Origin of the sequence: Streptomyces galbus (assembly GCF_005280195.1) — a bacterium.
In the GTDB taxonomy this organism is placed as follows: domain Bacteria; phylum Actinomycetota; class Actinomycetes; order Streptomycetales; family Streptomycetaceae; genus Streptomyces; species Streptomyces galbus.
In genome coordinates this window covers 1-224 of sequence record NZ_SZPR01000111.1, presented here as the reverse complement: position 1 = coordinate 224, position 224 = coordinate 1, and the positions used below count along the sequence as shown (strand labels likewise).

General features: G+C 71.9%; 1 protein-coding gene. It reads right to left on the bottom strand.

Going from position 1 to position 224, the window contains the following annotated elements:
* Positions 1 to 224, bottom strand: a 224-nt coding sequence (locus E4U92_RS35745; protein ID WP_137304596.1) for a hypothetical protein, incomplete at both ends; no start/stop codon positions are given.

Sequence of the window (224 nt, the reverse complement as noted above, 5' to 3'; positions counted from 1 at the left end):
GTAGGCGTCGGGGACGCCGAGCGCCGCGCGCGACTCCGCCGCCGAGAAGGTGCGCAGCCCGATCCGGTACGACAGGTGGGTCTCCAGGCCGCGCAGCCGGCCCTCCTCCAGCCGCTGCGAGGCGAGCAGCAGGTGCACGCCGAGCGAGCGGCCGATCCGGCCGATCTGCACGAACGTCTCGATGAAGTCCGGCTTGGCGGTGAGCAGTTCGCTGAACTCGTCGA